The sequence below is a fragment of the Paenibacillus sp. 22594 genome (assembly GCF_052044425.1).
GTDB lineage: Bacteria > Bacillota > Bacilli > Paenibacillales > Paenibacillaceae > Paenibacillus_AQ.
Genome location: NZ_JBQENA010000001.1, coordinates 340,748 through 361,783 on the forward strand (window position 1 = coordinate 340,748; position 21,036 = coordinate 361,783).

General features: G+C 47.2%; 22 protein-coding genes and 2 riboswitches. Of the genes, 2 read left to right on the forward strand and 20 right to left on the reverse strand.

Translation table 11 applies throughout. From position 1 onward, the window contains the following. Positions 1 to 95 precede the first annotated feature (95 nt). On the reverse strand, positions 96 to 1,064 hold the full coding sequence (locus ACTJKB_RS01390; RefSeq protein WP_440831476.1) for a phosphate ABC transporter substrate-binding protein: 969 nt from the start codon (positions 1,062 to 1,064) through the stop codon (positions 96 to 98). Between the two features lie 322 nt (positions 1,065 to 1,386). Between ACTJKB_RS01390 and ACTJKB_RS01395 the strand changes: the two genes are divergently transcribed. Then, on the forward strand, positions 1,387 to 2,283 hold the full coding sequence (locus tag ACTJKB_RS01395) for a LysR family transcriptional regulator (RefSeq protein WP_440831477.1): 897 nt from the start codon (positions 1,387 to 1,389) through the stop codon (positions 2,281 to 2,283). Between the two features lie 70 nt (positions 2,284 to 2,353). Here the strand turns inward: ACTJKB_RS01395 and ACTJKB_RS01400 are convergent, their stop codons facing one another. From ACTJKB_RS01400 to ACTJKB_RS01445, 10 genes are all read right to left on the reverse strand, one after another. After that, complete coding sequence (locus ACTJKB_RS01400; RefSeq protein ID WP_440831478.1) at positions 2,354 to 3,208, reverse strand: class I SAM-dependent methyltransferase; 855 nt, start codon at positions 3,206 to 3,208, stop codon at positions 2,354 to 2,356. Between the two features lie 34 nt (positions 3,209 to 3,242). Beyond that, positions 3,243 to 4,157 (reverse strand): DMT family transporter, encoded by a 915-nt coding sequence (locus ACTJKB_RS01405; protein ID WP_440831479.1) that lies wholly within the window; start codon positions 4,155 to 4,157, stop codon positions 3,243 to 3,245. Between the two features lie 175 nt (positions 4,158 to 4,332). Then, positions 4,333 to 5,469 carry a zinc-dependent alcohol dehydrogenase gene (locus tag ACTJKB_RS01410; protein ID WP_440831480.1) on the reverse strand — a complete coding sequence of 379 codons (1,137 nt, stop codon included), beginning with the start codon at positions 5,467 to 5,469 and terminating at the stop codon, positions 4,333 to 4,335. Positions 5,470 to 5,559: 90 nt separating this feature from the next. Next, entirely contained in the window at positions 5,560 to 6,357 is a 798-nt protein-coding gene (locus ACTJKB_RS01415) for a VanW family protein (RefSeq protein WP_440832679.1), read from the reverse strand. Between the two features lie 20 nt (positions 6,358 to 6,377). Then, a complete protein-coding gene (locus tag ACTJKB_RS01420) occupies positions 6,378 to 6,905 on the reverse strand; it encodes a cysteine hydrolase family protein (protein WP_440831481.1) in 528 nt (175 codons plus the stop codon). A 177-nt stretch (positions 6,906 to 7,082) separates the two neighbouring features. Continuing rightward, positions 7,083 to 7,805 (reverse strand): 7-carboxy-7-deazaguanine synthase QueE, encoded by a 723-nt coding sequence (gene queE, locus ACTJKB_RS01425; protein WP_440831482.1) that lies wholly within the window; start codon positions 7,803 to 7,805, stop codon positions 7,083 to 7,085. Then, entirely contained in the window at positions 7,798 to 8,277 is a 480-nt protein-coding gene (locus ACTJKB_RS01430) for a 6-pyruvoyl trahydropterin synthase family protein (protein WP_440831483.1), read from the reverse strand. The genes queE and ACTJKB_RS01430 overlap by 8 nt, the downstream gene beginning before the upstream one ends. Positions 8,278 to 8,279: 2 nt before the next feature. Beyond that, positions 8,280 to 8,942, reverse strand: a complete 663-nt coding sequence (queC, locus tag ACTJKB_RS01435) for a 7-cyano-7-deazaguanine synthase QueC (RefSeq protein WP_440831484.1) — start codon at positions 8,940 to 8,942, stop codon at positions 8,280 to 8,282. Positions 8,943 to 8,972: 30 nt separating this feature from the next. Continuing rightward, entirely contained in the window at positions 8,973 to 9,473 is a 501-nt protein-coding gene (gene queF / locus ACTJKB_RS01440) for a preQ(1) synthase (protein ID WP_025708122.1), read from the reverse strand. Between the two features lie 230 nt (positions 9,474 to 9,703). Beyond that, positions 9,704 to 9,747, reverse strand: a riboswitch (PreQ1 riboswitch). A 78-nt stretch (positions 9,748 to 9,825) separates the two neighbouring features. Continuing rightward, on the reverse strand, positions 9,826 to 10,563 hold the full coding sequence (locus tag ACTJKB_RS01445; RefSeq protein ID WP_440831485.1) for a ZIP family metal transporter: 738 nt from the start codon (positions 10,561 to 10,563) through the stop codon (positions 9,826 to 9,828). 250 nt (positions 10,564 to 10,813) lie between these two features. On the opposite strand from ACTJKB_RS01445, the gene ACTJKB_RS01450 reads away from it, so the two are divergent. Then, positions 10,814 to 11,149: a hypothetical protein gene (locus ACTJKB_RS01450; protein ID WP_440831486.1), complete on the forward strand. Its 336-nt coding sequence runs from the start codon at positions 10,814 to 10,816 to the stop codon at positions 11,147 to 11,149. Positions 11,150 to 11,225: 76 nt separating this feature from the next. Here the strand turns inward: ACTJKB_RS01450 and murB are convergent, their stop codons facing one another. From murB to ACTJKB_RS01495, 9 genes are all read right to left on the reverse strand, one after another. After that, on the reverse strand, positions 11,226 to 12,137 hold the full coding sequence (gene murB / locus ACTJKB_RS01455; RefSeq protein WP_440831487.1) for a UDP-N-acetylmuramate dehydrogenase: 912 nt from the start codon (positions 12,135 to 12,137) through the stop codon (positions 11,226 to 11,228). 237 nt (positions 12,138 to 12,374) lie between these two features. Beyond that, on the reverse strand, positions 12,375 to 13,175 hold the full coding sequence (locus ACTJKB_RS01460) for an ABC transporter ATP-binding protein (protein WP_440831488.1): 801 nt from the start codon (positions 13,173 to 13,175) through the stop codon (positions 12,375 to 12,377). A gap of 209 nt (positions 13,176 to 13,384) precedes the next feature. Further along, complete coding sequence (locus tag ACTJKB_RS01465; RefSeq protein WP_440831489.1) at positions 13,385 to 13,999, reverse strand: histidine phosphatase family protein; 615 nt, start codon at positions 13,997 to 13,999, stop codon at positions 13,385 to 13,387. 104 nt (positions 14,000 to 14,103) lie between these two features. Beyond that, on the reverse strand, positions 14,104 to 15,921 hold the full coding sequence (locus ACTJKB_RS01470) for an APC family permease (protein WP_440831490.1): 1,818 nt from the start codon (positions 15,919 to 15,921) through the stop codon (positions 14,104 to 14,106). A gap of 127 nt (positions 15,922 to 16,048) precedes the next feature. Next, a riboswitch (cyclic di-AMP (ydaO/yuaA leader) is annotated at positions 16,049 to 16,208 on the reverse strand. A gap of 228 nt (positions 16,209 to 16,436) precedes the next feature. Beyond that, the gene (locus tag ACTJKB_RS01475; protein ID WP_440831491.1) at positions 16,437 to 16,868 is read right to left on the reverse strand and encodes a disulfide oxidoreductase; all 432 of its coding nucleotides are present in this window, start codon (positions 16,866 to 16,868) and stop codon (positions 16,437 to 16,439) included. Next, the gene (locus ACTJKB_RS01480) at positions 16,868 to 17,623 is read right to left on the reverse strand and encodes a DsbA family protein (RefSeq protein ID WP_440831492.1); all 756 of its coding nucleotides are present in this window, start codon (positions 17,621 to 17,623) and stop codon (positions 16,868 to 16,870) included. Before ACTJKB_RS01480 ends, ACTJKB_RS01475 begins: the two co-directional genes overlap by 1 nt. Positions 17,624 to 17,923: 300 nt before the next feature. Further along, positions 17,924 to 19,240 (reverse strand): hemolysin family protein, encoded by a 1,317-nt coding sequence (locus ACTJKB_RS01485; protein ID WP_440831493.1) that lies wholly within the window; start codon positions 19,238 to 19,240, stop codon positions 17,924 to 17,926. Between the two features lie 398 nt (positions 19,241 to 19,638). Continuing rightward, positions 19,639 to 20,043 carry a spore coat protein GerQ gene (gerQ, locus tag ACTJKB_RS01490; RefSeq protein ID WP_440832681.1) on the reverse strand — a complete coding sequence of 135 codons (405 nt, stop codon included), beginning with the start codon at positions 20,041 to 20,043 and terminating at the stop codon, positions 19,639 to 19,641. 376 nt (positions 20,044 to 20,419) lie between these two features. Continuing rightward, entirely contained in the window at positions 20,420 to 20,842 is a 423-nt protein-coding gene (locus ACTJKB_RS01495) for a cell wall hydrolase (protein WP_440831494.1), read from the reverse strand. Positions 20,843 to 21,036 lie beyond the last annotated feature (194 nt).

Sequence of the window (21,036 nt, forward strand, 5' to 3'; positions counted from 1 at the left end):
CTCCCTCTTTCTAAAGTGAAAAGAGAGGCAGAAGAAATCCGCCTCTAATCACTTGAAGTTCTAATGGATGATACACTTGAATGTTTTGTTATGAATTACTTAGTAGTTACTTTACCTGCTACATCACGGGAAACCTGCATTTTCACAGCCGGAATATAACCCAGTTCCACTACATCACCGTTATCGTTCTGCACTTCGTCAGACACCATGTAATCGAGGAATGCTTTTACTACCTCAGTTGGTTCGCCGTTAGTGTACATGTGCTCATAAGCCCATACCGGATATTTACCAGAGATTACATTGTCAACAGACGGCTCAACACCATCATATTTTAATGTCTTCACGGAATCATCAAGATAAGACAGAGCCAGGTAACCAATCGCTCCCGGAGTTTCTCCGATTATTTTCTTAACCGTACCGGAGGAGTCTTCCTGAATAGATCCTTGAAGATCTTCTGTTTTGGTTCCAAGTGCAAAGTTTTCGAAGGTAGCCCGTGTTCCGGAACTGCTTGGACGGTTGATGATCTGAATCTTTTGGTCTGCACCGCCAACTTCTTTCCAGTTCGTTACTTTACCTGTGAAAATATCTACAAGCTGCTGCTTGGTTAACGTATCTACACCTGCATCCTTATGAGTAACTGCTGCGATGGCTACAACCGCTACCTGATGGTCCACAAGCGCTTTTGCTTTTTCAGCATCGGCATCCTTCAGTTTTTCTTCTGCAAATACATCGGAGTTACCGATATCCACTTGCTTCTCAGCTACTTGAGTAAGACCTGTTCCGCTTCCTCCGCCTTGTACCTGAATATCAACGCCTTTATTGGTTTCCATGAACTTCTCAGCTACCTGTTCAACCAGCGGCTGCAATGCTGTAGAGCCAGAAGCCAGAATAGAACCGCTCAAGTCTGCGCCGCTGCTCGTTTCTGTAGGTGCATTCGTAGCAGCTGCATTTTTTCCACCATTATTGGTTGCTGCATTGTTTCCTCCGTTGTTGTTGCCGCATGCCGAAAGTGCTACTACACTTGTTAATGCCAAAGCCATGACCCACGTTTTTCTAAATTGCATTTTTTTGTCTCCTCCTGAGTGTTTTGTATAGCCTCTGCTGCCGTGAATGTACAATAGACATGTCCACCGGATCAGCATCCGCTATGCTTTGTGAGTATCTGCTACTGGTTATCTGCTTCATACAAAACTCACCTTTGGAAGCATCAGACTGTGTCCGTGTCACATCTGACTCTTCCTATTCTAGAGCCCGTTCGTCAGAGAAAAGTATTAAGTATGTAAAGCGGAGGATAAAAAACGTAATAGAAATTGTATAACGCTATAGATATAATCTATATTAAGAATAAAATCCTTTAATGAATCCCTATTTTTGTGGAGGTACATGATGAACATTGTTAAGCTTCAAATCGTAGTCCTGATTGAGAAATATAAAAAAGTAACCGATGTGGCAGCCGAAATGGGCTTAAAACAGCCAACCGTTTCCTTTCATATGAAAAGCCTGGAAAGCGAGCTGGGTACCCCTCTTTTTCAATACCGCAGCGGACGGGTGCTGCTTACCGATGCGGGACGCACGCTGTATCAATACGCATCACGGATTGTCGCACTTACGGCTGAAGCTGAACGAAGCATCAAACAATACTCCTCACTCTCTTCCGGTCATCTCGAACTCGAAGCAAGTTATGTGCCAGGTACTTATCTTCTGCCTAATTTGGCCTCGCAATTCATCCGCCAGTACTCCGGCTTGGATATTACGCTGTCCGTGCAGCCGGATACTGTTATTCGTGAGCGATTGCGGGGCAGAGAAATCCAGCTTGCTGTTCTGCATACCTATGACGGGCAGGACAGTTCCTTTACAACCCGTACGATTGCCCGCAATGAGGCTGTTATTGTTTTTTCAGCAGGACATCCTTTTGCGGACATCCAGAATATTTCGCCTGATCAGCTTGTCCTGGAGCCATGGATTCAGCATGAGACGGGTTCTTTTCTACAAGGAATTACGGATGAATGGGCTGAGCGGAACGGTGTGAAGGTATGGGGTCATGCTGTAGTGAATTCGCCCGAGGCGCTGAAAGGAATGATTCGTAACGGAGGAGGAGTGGGGCTATGCTCTAGGACCGGGATTGAGGCTGAACTCGCTGCCGGGTTATTATGCTTCATACCGCTGCCAGGTGTACAGCCCGAGCATGGTGAATTCGCGTTGGCATGGCGGAAAGATTATACCCTTACCCCTTTACAACTTGCGTTTGCAGAGCTGGCCGCCGGACTTCCAGAAGAAGAATAATTCAAAAAAAAGTACAGCCCCTTGAGACACTGTTACAGCGTCTAGGGCTATACCTGTTGGTTAATGGAGACTACTGTATTTTCTCCGCCACAAGGGCAAATGTCTTGGGAATTCCTGCATCAAAAACTTCAGAAGATAAATTGGGCTCTTCGGCTAATTCCCGGATGATCAGTCCGCTTCTGGCCGCTGCTGTCACGATCTCACCCAATGTCCAGCGCCGCCAGTATACAACACTGTGTTTGTCTTCTCCCGAAGATACTCCGGATGAAGGCAGATACTTGGAGTAGGATACCTTCTTTTCCTCCAACGTAGTGTCAAAATAATCGCCGCTCACCTTGTGCTTACGGATCTTGGCTGTCGATCCCTTGGAGGAAATCAGTTTCGTCGTAATGGGATGGAAATCACGCAGCACGAACCGGCCACCGGGTGACAACAGTCTGCACACAGTATCCATAAATGGGGCCAGATCCGTAAAGTAATGTACAATTCCCATTTCAGCAAAGACAATATCATGCGAACTATCCAGCAGTTCTTCCGGCAGCTTCAGCACATCCGACACGATGTATTTAAGTTGAACTCCAGCTGCTTCAGCGAGTTCGCTTGCATAACGGGCGTTAGCTTCCGAGAAATCGGCCACGCTCACGTTTGCTCCCAGTAGTCCCAATGCTACGGCCTTCATACCGTTAGAACCCATGAGATTCATTACTTTCTTATCCTGAATTTCGCCGAGGTAGCCCAGAAGAGGGTAGAGCTTGGCAGCAGGATCTTTCATGAGCTTCGCCGCAGCTTCAGCAGGAGTGCCGAAACGGGCGGTCCAGGCGGAGTAGGTATCCTCGTTCCACAGCTCTTCACTGGAAGGAACTACTCCTTGTCTATCTTCCGGATCGTTAGGTTTTGGTTTTGGAAATTGTTCATGTTCATTCATGGATAGAAACCCCTTTATCTCTATTAATAATCTATTAGGATGCGCTGGGAAGGGATTCCTCTACCCTCACCGCTTTTTTGCGTCCTGCATATAAGTATACAGCGAGTCCACTCATTACCAATACTCCACCGGTCCATTGCAGCCCTGTCAACTGTTCACCCAGGAGTAAGAATGCCAGAATGCTCGCCCCCACGGGTTCACCCAGAATATTCATCGATACTGTAGTTGCTGAAGCATACTGCAACAGCCAGTTGAACAGAATATGCCCGAATACGGTGGGAATCACAGCTAGCAGAACAAAGATGCCCCACTCCCGCGGGGGATAATCAAAGAATGGAATGCCAGAGAGCAAATTATATACGCAAAATACGGCTGCCGCTGAAATAAATACGATCAGGCTGTAAAGATAGGATGGCATACGGGCCACAAGCTTCTGTCCAATCAGTAAATGGCCGGCAACCGCAACAGTACCGCCGATGGATAGCAGGTCACCTTTGAGGTTATCCGCAGAGAGACCAATATCTCCCCAGCCGATAAAGACCACACCGATTATGGCGATGCTCAGACCCAATATAGCGGCAGAGGTACTTCTTTCCTTATACAGTATGTAGGCTCCCAGCATAATAAATACAGGCTCCAGCGCCATAATCATAGTTGAACTGGCCACAGAGGTATACTTCAGTGAACCCATCCAGAGTAAAAAATGCAAAGCCAGCATAACGCCAGAGATTCCCAACATGAGCCAGTCCTTACGGCGCAGCGCAAATGCCGCCCCGCTGTATGGCCTGGCAAAAGGCAACATCAAAAGCGAGGTGAAAAACAGCCGGTACATACCTTGAACTGAAGCTGGAGCATCCGACCATTTGATGAAAATTGAAGAAAACGAGATGGCCACAATTCCAATCAGCATCAGAAGCGGGATAGGAACGGGCGGCTTTTTTGAATTCACGGATAGCTTCCTTTCACGTTAGATAAAACTCACTATGTTAATTTATCGCAGAATGAAGAAAATTGCAGCCTTTTTCACAATAAATAAGCAAATAAAAAAGCATGAACTCCGCTACCCGGAAGAAGTCCATGCCTGTATTTAAGAAGATCCTTATCGTGACGCTTATGCTCCATACCTAAGGTTTAAGCACAACCTTGATACAATCCTCTTCCTTCTCATTGAAGACCTTGTACGCATGTTCTGCTCTGCTGATCGGCAGCCTGTGCGTAATTATATCCGTTGGATCAAATACATTTTCTTTAATCATTGTATATAAAGCCGGCATGTAGTGAATAACCGGAGCCTGTCCCATCTTAAGTGTAATATTGCGCTCAAACAGATGTCCCAGCGGGAACATATTATAGTTAAGCCCATACACACCGATCAACTGGATCGTTCCGAACTTACGCACGACCTCTGCTGCAATCCTGAAAGCTCCAAGCGAACCCCCTTGCAGCATCAGTGTGGTTTCCACCTTTTCCACCACTGTTTTTTTGGCATCGAGACCGACGCAATCAATGACTACATCTGCTCCACCGCGCGTAATTTCTTTTAAATGGGACTCAATGTCCTTCACTTTCTCAAAATTGAAAATCTCCACATTATTGGTCTTCTTGGCATGGTGGAGACGATACGGAACATGATCCACGGCAATCACCCGGGAAGCCCCTTTGATCCATGCAAACTTTTGAGTCAGCAGCCCAACCGGCCCGCAGCCCAGAACAATGACTGTATCTCCTGGTTTGACGCCGGCGTTCTCAACACCCCACCAGGCTGTCGGCACGATATCTGAGAGAAACATCAGCTTCTCATCTTCCATCTCTGCATCCTCAGGTACGACAAACGGGCCAAAATTGCCATAGGGTACACGGAGCAGCTCAGCCTGACCGCCGGCAAACCCGCCATACGTATCTGAGTAGCCCAGATAACCCCCTGTATCCTTGGCATCGTTAGCATGATCACATTGGCTCTCCATTTCATGACGACAGAAGTAGCAATGACCACAGGCTACGTTAAAAGGAACAATGACACGGTCGCCCTTTTTCACCTTGGTGACCTCCGGACCCACGTCCTCCACGATTCCCATCGGCTCGTGCCCAATAATGTAATCGTCATGCATTCCAGGGATTTCTCCATTATAGATGTGGAGGTCCGAGCCGCAGATGGCTGTAGAGGTAATGCGGACGATGATATCATCTTTTTTCTCAAGCTTGGCATCAGAAACTTCTTTGACGGCTACTTTCTTCTTGCCTTGGTACGTTACTGCGATCATGTATGACCACTCCTTCGGATGAAGAGATATGAACCAGCAGGCAATAATTCCTTCAAGCCATACTATGTTATGCCCCCAAATCCTTCAGGTTTATCCATGCAGCAGCGGAGAGTACATCATCAGTGCAACATTCTCGGTAACCGCTTCATCGGCCACCAACTCGCCGTCAGGCGTCATTACCTTGCGCCGGATGCGGTTACTGCGGATGTATCCTCCCCACGGTTCCAGACTAATCACATGATCCGCTTCGTAAACTTCATACTTATAGAGTGGCTCGGCATCACAGCGCCATTCCCCATATAAGTGAGTGTCATCCAGCCACAGTCTAAGCTGATAGGTTTCTTCGGTCGGATTCAGGAGCTGCAGATCCAGATAATTATAAGCACAAGTCGCCCCGCTGCCAAAAGGCTGAGTCCGTTGTTCATCAGGAAATACATCGTAGCTGTGGCGGTGTCGTTCCGTAACACAAAGCGGCGTATGCAGAGTCATCCAGTAGATGAGATTGGATAATTGGCACAAGCCGCCCCCGGTTCCGGAACGAAATCCGCCGTAATACAGAACCATCCCATCAAGGTAACCTTTTTGCCGGGTCGGCTTTCCGATGTTCTGCCAATAAGAAAATGTCTCACCTGGGCGTATCAACAGACCATTTAGCTTCGAGACTGCAAGCTTCAGGTTTGTTATTTTGTTATACTGCAGCTGCATATCGACATTCCGCAGACTGCGTAGCAGTGGAGTTGCATGACTGGCGGAGCGATACCGAAGGTCTTCTGCAAGATGCACCTTGGCTCTCTGCTTCCGTTGCATTACCCATTGTCCGTATCTTTTCCAAGTAAAATACTGTTTTCCGGCAAAAAGTCTCAGGGGGGAGCGCCGGATTGGCTTCATGGCTGCTTTGGCGGTATCCATTAGAATTCCACCGCTTGTTCCTTCTGCAGCTGGGCAAATCTCCCTCCAATGACCGAATTGTGATGTTTTACAATTTCCCCGCCGCTTAAGCTTTCATTGTCAAAGGTACTATGAGCATCCTCAACCAGCACACTGGAGTATCCCATGCTGTATGCGCGTCGGATAGTGGTATCCAGACAGAACTCGCTTTGCATACCGCAGATCACCAGGTTGGTAATGCCTAGTTCCTGAAGCTTTTCATGCAGATTTGTCCGGTGAAAGGCATCCCAGGTAGGCTTCTCGACAATCAGCTCACCTTCCAGCGGGGTGACATGGCGGCTGATCTGCCAGGTTGGAGTCCCCTTAGTGTATTCTTGATCTTCAGTATGCTGAATATATACAACCGGAACGCCTGCTGCCCGTGCTTTATGCAGGAGGGAGACGATTCTGCCCGTCACTTCCTCTTCCTCATACAGCTTCATGTCTGGATAAGAATACATTGCTTCTTGAACATCGATGATAACTAACGCAGTAGAATCATTTGCCATTGGATAATCTCTCCTCATTCATATAATAATAACGAGTCCTATATCTACGCTAAAAATTATACCAGAACAGGAAAAGATACGGCTTCATTTTTGTAACAGTTGCTTCCAACTTGCGGATATCCAAAAAAAAACGGACCTCTGCAGTGCAGAAGTCCGGCTGAATATCCAGTTTATTAATTATTTCCCCCGTTTATTATGCCAAATAAGTGCATGCAGCTGCGGAAGCACCCTCGCCTTGTTCATCGCTGGATCGGCAATAACCAGATTGAACAGCCATTCCAGCCGCCCCAGCAGACGGGCCGAGATGTCTCCCTCTTCCGTAACATCCTCGTTGCCGGGCTGCAGGAAAATCGGTACCCCCGGATAGCGGGTATGGATGCTTTTCGCATATTGGTAATCCTCATCATTAAACACAACAACCTTCAGACTGTGGGCAGACTTGCCCTGGGTCTTCAGTTTGTTCATAATGCTATCAAGCATGTCCCAATCGGTCTTCATCCCTGAGCTTGGCGGCTTGGGGCTGATGGTAAGCACATCCACATTGTAGAACCAGTCCTGCCATCTGCTGCCCTGCGTTTCAATGGCTGCCTGAATCCCGCGCTCGTGAAGCAAATCGATGAATGTGCCCACTCCTTCACCAATCAGTGCAGGGTTGCCCCCGGAGATCGTCACACAATCAAAATTATCCCCGGCAAGAAGCGTGAGCTCATCCATAATCGCCTCAGGCGAAAGCATCTTCACTTTATCCTTGGCCGATCCGTCCCAGGTAAAAGCGGAATCACACCAGCTGCAGCGATAGTCGCAGCCATAGGTGCGGACGAACATGGTTTTGACACCAATAACCGCACCTTCACCCTGGATCGTTGGGCCAAACATCTCAATTACCGGCAGCTTACTCACAGTCACAGCCTCCATACAGGCGGTAGGATGGCCCCTCATCAGGAATATCCGCTGCCAGCACTTCCGCCCAGGAGGTTGGGGTCTCCCATAGCTTAACAGAATACAGCGGAAGTGAGGCCTGCTTCAGGCGGTAGGCAATATAAGCCGACATATTTTCCACCGTTGTCCGGAACGACAGCAGTGCCACCTTCGAGCCCGTGTTTACCAGTGTCTCCAATACAGGCTCATTCCCCATAGCCAGGAAAGCGTGATCCAGATGGTCCACCAGACTCTCCTGCACCGTTGCCTTGATGTCGCTGAAATCAATGACAAACCCTTCGTCAGAGTGTCCCTCTCCTACCAGCGGTTTGCCCTTCAGCACGACCTCCAGCTTGTAGGTATGGCCGTGCAGGTTGCTGCACTTCCCTTTGTGGCCAACCAATTGATGAGCGGAGTCAAAAGTAAAGATTTTGCATACAGATACTTCGCCCATCATCAGGATACGACCTCATTTCGTTCCGCTTCATATTGGTCTAAGCCACGTTTCCGCAACAGACAAGCCGGGCAGGTGCCGCAACCGCTGCCAATAATTCCGTTATAGCAGGTTAGCGTATGTTCACGGACGTAGTCAAAATATCCAAGCTCGTCGGCCAGCTTCCAGGTTTCTTTTTTATCGAGCCACATCAGCGGTGTATGAATGACGAACTCGTAATCCATGGATAGATTAAGAGTGACATTCAGTGATTTCACGAATACATCCCGGCAGTCCGGATATCCACTGAAATCAGTCTGGCATACTCCGGTAATGATGTTGGCATACCCAAGCTGTTTGGCAAGAATTGCTGCAAAAGACAGGAACAGAAGATTACGCCCATCCACGAATGTACTCGGCAGCTCCTCCCCTTCTCCAGCGGCAATTTCTATATCATCCCGGGTCAGCGCGTTAGGCGCCAGCTGATTCAGCAGGCCCAAATCAAGAATATGCTGCTTCACATTGAATTTCTTGGCTATTTCCTTGGCGACCTCAATCTCCGCAGCGTGGCGCTGATTATAATTGAAGGTCACCACTTGAACCTCTTCGAACTGCTGCAATGCCCACACCAGGCAGGTTGTGCTGTCCTGGCCACCGCTGAATACGACTAATGCTTTTTTGTTCATCGGTTAATGTCTCCTCTCACTTGCTCCGGATTAACGGTTGTCCACTTTCTCTGGATACAGGTCATGATTGATCAGCCGGTGCTCGGCCATCGCTTCATATTTGGTTCCCGGACGCCCCCAGTTGCAGTAAGGATCGATGGAAATCCCGCCACGCGGGGTGAACTTACCCCAGACTTCGATATATCGCGGCTCCATCAGGGAGATCAGATCATTCATAATAATGTTTACACAGTCTTCATGGAAATCCCCATGATTGCGGAAGCTGAACAGATAGAGCTTAAGTGACTTGGACTCCACCATTTTTTGCTCCGGAATGTACGAGATGTACATCGCGCCGAAATCCGGCTGGCCGGTCACGGGACACAGGCTCGTAAACTCAGGACAATTGAATTTCACAAAATAATCGCGACCGGGGTGCTTGTTATCAAACACCTCAAGAATGTCCGGATCATAGCCGAATTTATAGGTTGTTCCTTGATTCCCCAGCAGGGTAACCTCCTGCATTTCCTCTTTCAATCTGCCTTCTGACATGACAAAAAACCCCTCTCTTTTCCTCCGGAAGTTAACCGGAACTGGAAAGAAGAACGAGTTTCGAAAACTTGGCTCTACTAAGAAGAAACGCCTCCCGCCCAATTTGAACGGATGTTTGCTTGCTGACTGACAGGCGCTGTCTTTTTGCGCACAGCATAACAGGAAGAGAAGCACAGGCGGCTGCCTACACTTTTCCTGGACCCCTTGATTCCGGGATGATTTATGCCAAAACGGTCTTAGTTTTTTATAGAGGGAGTTTGCGAACCTCTCCTGTGCTCAAGGCCCAGAATTCTTCTTTATAATATTACTAGCGAATTGAACTATACCATGCCAGGCGGTGGGTTGACAACCCTCACAGATGATCCAAAATCAGTGAACAGAGCATCCCCATCGCGGCAACAAGTCCGGTCAGCGGTCCGCCTTCCTCATAAGCTTCCGGCATCATGCTGGAGGACACCATAGAGATAATTCCTCCCCCGGCAAAAGAGGCGATCAGCGCCGTCGTAGCTCCGCTGGCATGATCCATGAACAAGTATCCTGCACCCGATGCGATGGTGGATATCAAAAGAACGCCGAGCCATAGTAAGACGATCTTCCCCCTACTGTAATTGTCCTGCTTAAGTCCTGACGTACTGGACAATCCTTCAGGAATATTGCTGATGAAGATAGCAACAACCAGTAGCATGCTTACCCCTTGACCGGAGATCAGACTAGCACCGATCATAATCGATTCCGGAATAGCATCCAGCACTGTTCCTGCAAAAATAGCCATACCACTCCCCTGCACCTTCGTACTGCTATTGTCTCTGACGGATCGTTTACGTCCTGCACCGCCTTTGCGCGAAATATACCAGTCAAACAGTGTAAACACAACTGCACCGGCTGTGAACCCGATAATAGTCGGGATAAGTCCCCCCTCATTGGCCGAATCATCCAGCAGTTCATACGCAGCCGCACCAATGAGTACCCCTGTACCGAAAGCCATAATGAATCCAATCAACTTTTTCGGAATCGGCAGATATAACGCCAGCAGCGCACCAAGCAGCACCGCAGAGCCGGAAATGGCCCCCCATAACAGAGCACTCCACAATAGACTCACCTCCCTTAACTAAAATAGTTCAGATATAAATAGAAGTGCCTGATAGTAGTTTACACTTGAAAAGAAAATTAAAATCATCTGCAGGTCCAGCTAGATTTATATTTATGCCATGTATTATTAATGTAATTAAATTATGTTTCACCTTCACCCAACTGAATCAGCGTGACAGAAGAATGGATTCAATTTCGAAGAAAAGGGTAACTTAATTCTATAATCTCCTTGATAAGGATGGGATCAACTGATGGATCAAAGTGTACAGAAATTAATGGATTGGCTGACCGCCCAAGGGGGCGAAACCCTGGTGATTGACAAACAGGAGATGAAAGACCTGGACACCGTCCACTTCAATCTGGAAACTGTGGATTATCGTGATGCCGTAGATGTCATTGATGAATATCTGGATAGTGCACTGATTCTGCGGGGCACAGGCAACACATTGAACAGGGACGGCGAGCTTGTACCACTGCCCCAGCTGAATTACGAGATCGCTGTCAGCGGGCTTCAACTGGATATAGTTCATGACGGTCAGGTTGAACTGCGGACAGACAGAGCCAAATATTCCATCTCCAAAAGCTGAATACACCCATTCACATGTAATAATGCTCCATACAAAAAAAACAGGACGCGGTGTATAAACTGCGTCCTGTATCATGTTACTCTTCTCCAATAATCTCAACTTCCGTCTCCAGCTCTATTCCGAACTTATCCTTAACCGCAGACTGAACATGATGAATCAAACCAATATAATCCTTGGCCGTGGCATGATTGGTATTCACAATGAATCCAGCATGCTTGCGCGACACTTCGGCTCCCCCGATTCTTGCTCCCTGAAGCCCGCTCTCTTGAATCAACTGCCCGGCAAATCTTCCGGGAGGGCGCTTGAAGACACTCCCGCACGATGGATATTCCAGCGGCTGCTTGGATTCACGCTGGTGAGTCAAATCGTCCATGGCCGCCTTGATACTCACAGGATCACCTGGCTGCAATGCAAATCGGGCCTCCAGCACTATGAATTCGCCGCTGGCAAAGACACTTTTGCGGTAACCCCATTCCAGTTCGTCACCTTGGAGTGTCACTAGCCGTCCCGCTTTGCTGATGGCAAGTGCGCTTTGCAGCACATCCTTGACCTCTCCGCCGTATGCACCAGCATTCATGTATAGTGCTCCGCCTACAGTTCCCGGAATTCCGCAGGCGAACTCTAAGCCTGTAAGCTTCTTCTCTAAGGCAAATCTGGATACTTCGATGATCTTTGCACCGCACTGGGCATAGAGCAGATTGTCCCTTAATCCCATTTCGGTTAAGTCAGCTGTCTGCAGGACAATCCCGCGGATTCCTCCGTCACGGATAATGACATTCGATCCGTTACCCAGAACGGTCAACGGGATTTCATTTACACGGGCATATGTAACAATGGACTGAAGTTCCTCGTATGTCGCAGGTGCTGCCAGGATGTCAGCCTGACCTCCCATACGTGTGAACACATAACTCTCCAGCGTCTCATACTGCTTCACCATGCCTGTTGGAACCAGCTGCTGCAGATCCTCATATATTTTGCTGATATTCATGTTCTTTGCTCCTTTGACTCTATAAAAATATTGTTCCTTGATTCACTATAAGAGCGAGCCCCGTTGTTTATATGCAATAAAGTTAAGGTGGGATTTAACCAGGGCAACCACAACTTTAACAACGAACAGGCTCCCTTGTCAATGACGGGAGCCTGTGGCCAGCTGCATATATAATCATTATGAGTCACATTTCACGTTTATAACCTATCCTTGGCGGAGGCCGCGTTCTTACGGAATTCACACTGCTTTGTATGCCGCCAATTCATAAGGCAGACAGAGTGGCACTCCCGTCCGTGGATCAGGAACAATATCCGCTTCAATCCCGAACACTTCACGCAGTACACTTGGCGTCATTACCTCAACTGGTGCCCCTTCACTAATCACATTTCCGGATTTGATTGCTACCATATGCTGGGCATAACGGGATGCATGATTCAGATCATGCACCACCATAATTATGGTTCGGCCTTCTTCCTGGTTCAGCTTCTGCAGAAGTTGGAGAACCTCCAGCTGGTGAGCCATATCAAGAAAAGTTGTCGGCTCGTCCAGGAAAAGAATATCGGTCTGCTGCGCCAGAGCCATCGCAATCCAGGCCCGCTGGCGTTGTCCTCCAGATAGACGGTCAATTGGACGGTCGTGGAACTCTTCCATACCCGTCACAGAGATCGCATTTGCGATAATGCTGCGGTCTTCAGAAGTAAGCGTACCAAAGCCCTTCTGATGTGGATAACGTCCGTAGCTCACCAGCTCGGATACCGTAAGTCCGTCTGGTGCAGTGGGATTCTGCGGCAGGATCGCCAGTTGCCGGGCTACTTCTTTGGTAGACAGGTTATGGATCGACTTGCCGTCCAGCATCACGCTGCCGCTCTTGGGCTTCATGATACGTGCCATCGTCTTAAGAATGGTAGATTTCCCGGAGCCGTTAGCCCCCACTAGTGCTGTGATTTTCCCTGTCGGAAGAGACAGGTTCAGTCCTTTGACAATCAATGCCTCCGCATACCCAATACTTAACTGATCTGTGTTCAAACGTTCAGACATCATCATCACTCCCTAAAGTTTTATAGTTTCACAGGGATCTCGTCTCTCAGGTAAAGCACATTAAGCACCGTACATTTATTAAATCCTGTATATGTAAAATCTAATGGGTTCATCGGTTTGACGCTTTCGCCACGTCTCATTAAATGATATTGATTCTCATTCTCTATGTCAATAAAAATATTTTCCTTTTTGGCGTTACCCGCTGTTCTTCACAGATGCTCTGTTAGGTTTTCTAGAGAAATGCCCCACTTTCCATCACAATACTCTACTTTATGAATACTAGTATAAGATGCCGGAAATGCTTTACTGCTTTTGTTCGTCCATTCTAATCCATTCAGAATATGATAGATTATATTTATTACTCCACCATGTGTAACAACGATTACATTTTCAATCGGATTGGTGCTTAATTGTTCTTCACATAATGTTGATAGTATTTCTTTTATGCGGGTTAAAAACTCAACTGGACTTTCTCCGCCAGGATAACGTTCATCCATCCGTAAGCCTGAGAAATACAAACCCGGGTATCGTTCATCCACTATTTCATTGGGCATGCCAGCTATAACACCATTGTTCGTTTCTCTCCAATGACCGCTGCTTTCAACTGGTATTTCCAGTATTCTAGATATCTCATTTGCTGTATCCAACGCCCGTTGTAAATCGCTGCTGATGATACGATGAATATGGAATGTGGATTGGTTTTGCTTAAGATAAAGCCCTAGCTTCTCCGATTGTCTGTACCCCTCAGCTACGAGCCCCCTTTGACTCCATCCGCCACGAAAACCTTCATCATCTTTCCCATGCCTAATAAAATATACGGCCATCTGCATCTCCTCCTTGAATGGTTCTGAATATTCCTAATCATACCATAATAAAAAAGCTGCTCCCGAAGTATACGGAAACAGCCCTGCTGATGAAGTTCATCTATTTATTTGTGCAAATGATAAGGCACTGTCGCTATTACGATATCTTTTTGATTCATCAGATAAGAACGGATGAACAAGCTGGTCTGATTATGCAGAACCGCCTGCCACCAATGCTTGGTAACAAACTGTGGAATTAGGACTGTAATATGATCGGTTGAAGCGGTCTTCCACTCGACTGTTTCAATAAATTTGACCAGTGGGCGCAGAATGCTGCGGTAGCGGGAACGTAGAACAATCAAGCGCACTCCCGGATCCCATTCCTCCCACTTCTGTTCCATCTTGTTAATTTCTTCTTCATCGAACCCAACATAGACGGCCACCACATTATCCGTTAAGGACTTGGCATAGCTGATCGAATGCAGTACAGCTCGTGTCACACCCGAGACAGGAACAACCACGGTGCTTCCTTTGATGCAGGGTTTATCCGTTGCAGGACAAATACGCAGCTGATCGGCAGTATTGAGGTAATGGCTGTGTATACGGTGGAACACGAACATTACAACGGGCAGGAAGATAAAAGCCATCCAGACACTGGAGAACTTCGTAATAATGAAGATCAGAGTAATCGTCAGAGTAGTTAGCATCCCCACCGTATTCACGGTAAATTTATTCTGCCAGCCTTTAGGTTTGGTTTTATACCAGTGCACCATCATCCCAAGCTGGGACAGCGTAAACGGAATAAATACACCCACCGCGTACAAAGGAATCAGACTTTCAGTATTTCCATGAAAAGCAGCCACAAGCACGGCCGATAATACACCTAGAAAGATAATACCATTCGAGAAGCCCAGGCGGTCACCACGGACCATAAATGCATGGGGTAAGTACTTGTCTTTGGCGAACATAAACGCCAGCAGCGGGAAAGCGGAATAAGCTGTATTGGCAGCCAGAAACAGAATTACAGCTGTAATCCCTTGAATGAAAAAGTACAAACCGCCACGTCCAAAAGTGGATTCAGCAATTTGGGATACAACCGTAGCTTTTGCATCCGGTGTAATTCCGTACCAGTAGGCAAGCAGTGTAATTCCGGTAAACATACTTCCCAGGATAATTCCCATCAACATCAAAGTCTTGGCTGCATTTTTCTCCGCAGGCGCCTTGAAGTTTGGAATGGCGTTCGATACAGCCTCTACCCCTGTCAGAGCCGAACAGCCGGAGCTGAAAGCCTTAAGCAGTAAAAACAAACTTACATTCGATACCGCTGCCCCTATCTCAGGAACATTAGCATGGGCTCCGCCAGTAGCATATTTGAATACCCCCGCAATGATCAACACGAAGATGGAAACCACGAATAAATACACGGGAATTGCAATGAAAGATGCAGATTCCGTAACGCCCCGCAGATTGACAATAGTCAAGAGCAGAATAACGGTTACGGCGATTAACACACTATGATTATGAAGATTTGGAAAAGCGGATGTGATCGCATCCGTACCCGCCGACGCACTAACCGCAACGGTCAGAATATAATCTACCAGGAGCGATCCGCCAGCAAGGAGTCCGGTAGGAACCCCAAGGTTGCTCTTGGCTACGATATAAGCGCCTCCGCCCTGCGGATAAGCAAAAATGGTCTGACGATAGGATAAAATCAAAATAGCCAGCAAGCCCAATACGGCTAATGCGATTGGCAATGAGTACCAGATAGCGGTGAACCCTGCGGCCACCAAGACAATCAGGATTTGTTCCGTTCCGTAGGCTACAGACGAGAGCGCATCAGAAGACAGGACAGCCAGCGCTTTTACCTTGGATAACTTTTCATGATCGAGTTCGTTCGACTTCATCGGACGCCCGATCAATAGTCGTTTTACCTTGCTTACCATTGTAGTAACAGTTCCTCTCTTTGCTTACGTTGAAACGGTAGTACCGTGCGCTGTTTTCATAGGTGGATTTCATAAATGCAGGCACAAAAATAAGCATACGGAAATGATCCGCATGCTTATAGCATCGTCATTATCCCACCATTGCTTACGAGGTTAGCTGGCGGATTCGGGCTGTGGTAGCCCTACGGTTTCGGTCCTAAAGACCGCTTCCCGATTCACCCCTTCGGCACTAAGGCCAATGTTGGTTCCCCCGTTTTTCCATACGGAAAATTCAGCGCATATTCAACTTCTCACAAGGTCTAATGATAGTCTACAATGCGTCTTCCGTAAAGCGGTGAAAAAAATGAAAAAAGAATGAAAAAACATCCAATTTACGCAAAACCAAGATAAGAGATAATGCGATCTTTCATTCTCTGCGATTATCCCGTCATCACGTGTTTTTTCAGGGTTTTGAACCCGATTTGTGTCTGAAATTTCAGGAATGATTTGTGCTCTAAATTCTGCAGTGGTTTTGCCTACTCTACTGTGTCCTCTTTACGTCCGGTCCAGAGCAAAATCGTGATTAGAGCAAAGGCGATCAGTGCAAGCAATGGAATCGTAATGAACCCGAAATAATTCAGATAATCTTTATTGCAGGGTACACCAATCGTACACGGGAGCACCTTGCTGAGTGCGGGAATCTTCTGCTCGGCATAATGATAAATAGAAATGCTGCCCCCAATAAGGCTTAATGGAAGTACATAGGGAATAATTTTTTTGTCATTCCGGTATGTAGCTACTCCCAGGAGAATCAGCTGCGGATACATGAAGATACGCTGGAACCAGCATAGCTTGCAAGGCTCGTACTTCAGTACCTCGCTTAGATACAAGCTTCCCGCTACAGCAATAACGGACACAAACCAGGCCAGATAGAGACAGTGACGTCTGCAGAACGTAGAGAATTTCATCACTCGGCCTTCACTGCTTCGGAAGCGGACTTAATCTGTTCCTTAATGGCTTCCATGTTGAATGGCTCATCTACTTTGTGTCCATTGATAAATACAGTAGGCGTGGAAGTTACTCCTGAAGCCTTAGCAAGACTGGTATCACTTTGCAGCTCACTCATATAGGTCTTCTCCTTGATATCCTTACGCAACAGATCCAAATCGATAGGCAACTTTTCTTTCTCTGCCAGGCTCACCAGAAAATCCTCTGTAGCCCATTCGGCGTTTTCATCCCCTTGATTGGCATAAATCGCATCGTAAAACGTCCAGAAAGCATCACTGTTCTGATGGTATACAGACAGGGCTGCCAGGGAAGCTGTCTCGGAATCCGGACCGATAAAGGCCATATTCACGAAATATATAGCAGCCTTATCCTGATTCACATATTCCTGAGCCAGCTGTGGCTTGATGACACCTGCAAAATTGGAGCACGCCGGACATTTGAAATCACCGAATTCAACGATTTTAACGGGAGCATCCGCTTTACCTAGTCTTGGCAGTTCGCTGTAATTGAAATCAATTGCTTTGCCTGAACCTGCATTTGAAGATGAATCCTTCGACGCTAGTATAAAAAGAAGGGTGAAAATAACCACTACAATGGCTACAGTGCTAATAATCAGAATTCTCGTTTTCTGCTTCTGCTGTTCCTGCTCTGCCCTACGTTTCTCCGCTTTACTCATTTGGGGAACCATGACATTGTTTTTTTTAGATTTGTTCAAATGAGAGTTCCTTTCTGTCCCGGCGGGACTGTTGAAATGATGGTATTTCCTTTAAAATTATATAATTAAAACTCTCACATTGGCAAACCTTCATTCATACCACCTCAGACATTGTCAATTCTTTATGACTTGCAGTAACCTTGAACAGCTCGTTAATGCCAAGGATGCCGTTAAGCGGTGTATGGATCTAACGCATAGCCATCATTCCGCTGTAATGCAAATTCCTAAGGGTTTTTTTGTATAAAAAAAGACACAGCGCCTCTCTTGACGCCATGTCATGGATCAACTTCTATGATTTTATCAAGCCCCAGCCTCTTCAGCCAAAAACTCGACTTTCATCACTTTAATACGGGATATCCGTTTATTATCTGTTTCTTCAACCACAAATAAATGACTATCAAATTCGAATGTCTGGCCTTTTTGCGGCGGGTTTACTTCAAGCTTGGAATACAACCAGCCGCCGATGGTATCATAATCATCCGTTTCCATATTCAGCCCCAGCCGGTCGTTGATCTCTTCAATCAGCATCAAACCGTCAATGGAGAATTCGTTCTCCCCCACCATCTCAACCCCAGGGCGTTCCTCGTCAAATTCATCCTGAATTTCTCCGACGATCTCCTCCATGATATCTTCAAGCGTAACCATGCCGGAGGTGCCGCCGTATTCATCGATCAGAATTGCGATTTGCGTCTTCGCACGCTGCATTACTTTGAGCAAAGCGCTAATCTGAATCGATTCCGGAACGGTAAGAATGGGACGAATCAGTTCGTTGTATTTGGGTGCATTGTCCCGGATCAGATCCTTGATATGAATAAAGCCCAGAATGTGGTCCTTATCGCCGTCGCAGACCGGATACCTTGTACGCATCCCGTCAAAGGCAACTTCCATATTTTCTTCAACCGTCAGATTATTGTTCAGACAGATCATTTCTGTACGCGGAATCATAATTTCGCGTGCCATCGTATCGGCAAACTCAAAGATATTATCTACCAAGGTCATTTCTGTATTATCAATCAGTCCGCTCTTGTTGCTCTCCTGCATAATGATGCGGATTTCTTCCTCCGTATGTGCTGTAGCCAGCTCCGAGGCAGGCGATAAGCGGAAAATCCGCAGCAGACCGCTGGCCAGACCTTTAACGATCCAGATGAAAGGATACATGATCCGGTAAAAAACATTCATCGCACCTGCGGTTAACAGAAGTACCGCTTCAGCTTTGTTCACAGCAATGGTCTTGGGAGCAAGTTCTCCGAGTACAATATGCAGAACCGTGATGAACATAAAAGCAATAATCAGCGAAATCACATACACTGAAGTTTCGCCAAATCCTAGGCTTGTTACAATGGGTCCCACAATCGTGGCGATCGCCGGTTCTCCCAGCCAACCAAGTGCCAGAGAAGCAAGAGTGATGCCAAGCTGACAGGCGGACAGATAACCGTCCAGATTGTGTACGATATTACTTGCTGCCACTGCTTGTTTACTGCCTTCCTCCATCAGGGAATCTATGCGTCCGCTTCTTACCTTCACCATCGCATATTCTACCGAAACAAAAAAGCCATTTAACAGAACCAGCAAAATAATAAGACCTACTTGTAATATACCGGGTAAAGGGTCGCTCAATTTATACTCCTATCCACCGTCTCCACGATTCAGGCGGATAGGCCCACCTCCTTCGTTTGTTCAAAATGTCGGCTATTGCCGCAACAACAATTCCTTTCTGAATCAATTTCCCAATGTGTTCATCTCCTGACTGGAATCACGAATATAAATATACACATTATTATAATATTACTTTGCATATAAAAACAGGTGCGAACAAGTGTAAAAATATCATTTTTGTTTGCGCTGTATCAATAATAGGAATTCCGCGAAAGAATGATCCTTCTTCTACCTAAGGTTAAATCTTAAATACCCTCTCCGTCAACCTCAGTAGACCGGAATGCTAAGAAACGGCAACCGCCCTTTGTAAAGGCGTTTTGCCGTTTCCCTGTTACACTAGTGATATGCGTATTGTCTCGTTAACGACAGTTGCGTGTAGTCGGAGGATTGCCAATCGTACCGGGGTATTGATAAACAAGCGGCTCTTCAAAGGTAGCATAATCGAAGTTCACCATCAGGAGCACAATGCGCTGTCCGGTGGCTTTGTCGCTGATTATAATGTGGTCACGGCCTGCAGCTTCCAGAACCCCTGTATAGACCTTGGCGTTCCAATCTTTGTTATTCTCGTATGTGAAGTAAAAGGTGCCGACTTTGCCCAGATTCAGCCGGAAAATGTTTTCGATGTATGATTGCTCATAGACTGGAGCGGTAGTCGATACTACGCTGCCGGTTGGAGTCATTGGGCTGCCGCTGGTGACTTGGGGAGGCATTCCGCTCATGGTACCCATGTTGCCCATTGTGCCCATAGTGCCCATGTTTCCCATAGTGCCCATAGTACCCATGTTACCCATAGTGCCCATAGTACCCATGTTACCCATTCCCATGGGGCTCATGCTATGCATGCCGTTCATATTATTCATGTTGCCCACATTGCTCACGTTGTTCATATTGTTCATTGCACCAGAGGGATTGCTGCCAATCGTATAAGTAACGGGACGGTAAGGTTGAACGATCATCTTTAAAAAACCTCCTAGTTATTGTTGGTGTGCAGGCTGATTCGGACAGCCTAAGGTAAGCTGAAGCTCGTTCTCAAGCTAACTGTCACTGAAGGAAGGTCTGCCTGGAGTAGAACCGCACTTGAGCTGCGGAAGCGAAGCGCCGAAATTTCCGGCTGCATCCGCATCCGCCAACCTGAACGGTCTAGTATACTGAAGGACAATCCGCGCTTGTAGGAGTGTAAAAGCAGTGTGCTTTGTACCGGCCGGTATTCTGTTGGTTGTACCAGGTCGCCGGGCAGTCTCCGACAGGCCGGAAAAACCAGAGGGCATTGGATGCTGGCCTGGTTCGTTCACCCGCGATGGCACGTCTGGCGAGACGGATATCGGATTCCCTGGCACGCTGGTAGAAATACCCCTTCTGCGGCGCTTCGAAGCCACCAGGGCTTTGAAAGACCATGTCATTCACATTGCGGATGTTTTTGAAATCCAGACAGTTGCCTAGTATCCGGTTGACGCCAACATTGCCGACCATTAGCATGCCAGAATCTCCATCCTCCTCGGCTTCTGCCCGCATCAACCGTGCAAGTACCCTTACATCCCCCGAGTTTGCTTTAATTACGGCCACTCTTTCTCCTCCTTAGCCTACACTTTCTCAACTGCTCGCTGTATTGTATGTGCATTCGCCTAAGAGGTGACTGCTGCGCCCAATTTTTTCCCTTTTCCCGTTTAATGAATCAATCGATTATGGCTCGTAGATCATGGCCTGCGCCGATTACGCTGACTGTTCTGTAAAGGTTTTTCTTGTTCGGATCACTCCCA

Bases quoted from the DNA above. Each gene is read 5' to 3' on its own strand.
- ACTJKB_RS01390 (WP_440831476.1), bottom strand. From the start codon at position 1,064: ATGCAATTTAGAAAAACGTGGGTCATGGCTTTGGCATTAACAAGTGTA.
- ACTJKB_RS01395 (WP_440831477.1), top strand. From the start codon at position 1,387: ATGAACATTGTTAAGCTTCAAATCGTAGTCCTGATTGAGAAATATAAA.
- ACTJKB_RS01400 (WP_440831478.1), bottom strand. From the start codon at position 3,208: ATGAATGAACATGAACAATTTCCAAAACCAAAACCTAACGATCCGGAA.
- ACTJKB_RS01410 (WP_440831480.1), bottom strand. From the start codon at position 5,469: ATGATCGCAGTAACGTACCAAGGCAAGAAGAAAGTAGCCGTCAAAGAA.
- ACTJKB_RS01415 (WP_440832679.1), bottom strand. From the start codon at position 6,357: ATGAAGCCAATCCGGCGCTCCCCCCTGAGACTTTTTGCCGGAAAACAG.
- ACTJKB_RS01420 (WP_440831481.1), bottom strand. From the start codon at position 6,905: ATGGCAAATGATTCTACTGCGTTAGTTATCATCGATGTTCAAGAAGCA.
- ACTJKB_RS01430 (WP_440831483.1), bottom strand. From the start codon at position 8,277: ATGGGCGAAGTATCTGTATGCAAAATCTTTACTTTTGACTCCGCTCAT.
- queC (WP_440831484.1), bottom strand. From the start codon at position 8,942: ATGAACAAAAAAGCATTAGTCGTATTCAGCGGTGGCCAGGACAGCACA.
- queF (WP_025708122.1), bottom strand. From the start codon at position 9,473: ATGTCAGAAGGCAGATTGAAAGAGGAAATGCAGGAGGTTACCCTGCTG.
- ACTJKB_RS01450 (WP_440831486.1), top strand. From the start codon at position 10,814: ATGGATCAAAGTGTACAGAAATTAATGGATTGGCTGACCGCCCAAGGG.
- murB (WP_440831487.1), bottom strand. From the start codon at position 12,137: ATGAATATCAGCAAAATATATGAGGATCTGCAGCAGCTGGTTCCAACA.
- ACTJKB_RS01460 (WP_440831488.1), bottom strand. From the start codon at position 13,175: ATGTCTGAACGTTTGAACACAGATCAGTTAAGTATTGGGTATGCGGAG.
- ACTJKB_RS01465 (WP_440831489.1), bottom strand. From the start codon at position 13,999: ATGGCCGTATATTTTATTAGGCATGGGAAAGATGATGAAGGTTTTCGT.
- ACTJKB_RS01470 (WP_440831490.1), bottom strand. From the start codon at position 15,921: ATGGTAAGCAAGGTAAAACGACTATTGATCGGGCGTCCGATGAAGTCG.
- ACTJKB_RS01475 (WP_440831491.1), bottom strand. From the start codon at position 16,868: ATGAAATTCTCTACGTTCTGCAGACGTCACTGTCTCTATCTGGCCTGG.
- gerQ (WP_440832681.1), bottom strand. From the start codon at position 20,043: ATGGGAAACATGGGCACTATGGGCACAATGGGCAACATGGGTACCATG.